Annotated in this window: 1 protein-coding gene; it reads right to left on the bottom strand. The window is 65.1% G+C overall.

All coding sequences use genetic code 11. The annotated features are described in order from the left end of the window. Nucleotides 1–1017, bottom strand: a 1017-nt coding sequence (locus AKN84_RS44300) for a response regulator (protein ID WP_128971735.1), incomplete at both ends; no start/stop codon positions are given.

Here is a 1017-nt window from a genome sequence, read left to right as displayed (position 1 = left end):
AATTTTGCCACGTAGTCGTGGAAGCCGGCCTGCCGGCCGCGCTCGATCGCCGCCGGCGACACCATCGCCGACAGCGCGATGATCGGCAGCTGGTTGAGGTTGTGGTCAGAGCGGATGTTCTCGGCGAACTCGAACCCGTTCATCTCGGGCATCTCGATGTCGGTCAGCACGACGTCGAAGGCCTGCCCCGAGCGTAGCGCAGCGAGGCCTTCCTGCGCGCCGCCCGCGGTCCGCACCTTGTAGCCGGCGGCCTTCAAGACCGGCGCCAGCATGTTGCGGAAGAACGCCGAGTCGTCGACCAAGAGCACCGACTGCGCCGAGGCCGACGGGCGCATCTCCTTGCGCGAGAACCAGTCAGCGAACGCCATCGGCAGGAAGTGGCCGACGTCGATCACTTCGGTGGCCTGGCCCTTGATCACGGCCGAGCCCAAAATGCCGTCCTGCGAGCCTGCGACCTCGATGTTGAGCTTTTCCTCGACGATGTCGATGATCTCGTCGACCACGAGCCCCATCGAGCGGCCGTCGTCGGCGAACACCAGGATCGGCTGCGAGCCCTGCGACTGCACCTCGACGCCGGCCATCTGCACCAGCGGCATCAGCTGCTCGCGGTACTGCACCATGTAGCGGCCGTTCGAGAGCTCGATCTTGTCGGTTGCGATCTCTTCCAGCCGGGTGACGAGGCCGAGCGGCACCGCCTTGGGCTGCGAGGAGCCGGCACGGAACACCAAGAGCGAGGTGAGCTGCTCGCCGCTCGCAGCATGGCTGCTGGCATTGTCGTCGGCCATGTCATGGGCCGAGGAGCCGGAGGCGCCGAGCGCTTTGGCAATCCCGTTGGGGTCGATGATCATGATCACGGCGCCATCGCCCAAAATGGTGTTGCCGGAGAACATGTCGATGTGCCGCAGTTTTGTGGACATCGGCTTGACCACGATCTCCTCGGTGTGGAACACGCCGTCGACCACGATGCCGAAGGTCTGGCTGCCGACTTGCGTCACCACGATGAAGCCGTTCTCGGCA

Origin of the sequence: Bradyrhizobium tropiciagri (assembly GCF_001189845.1) — a bacterium.
GTDB lineage: Bacteria > Pseudomonadota > Alphaproteobacteria > Rhizobiales > Xanthobacteraceae > Bradyrhizobium > Bradyrhizobium tropiciagri.
This window is presented reverse-complemented; position numbering and strand designations above follow the sequence as displayed.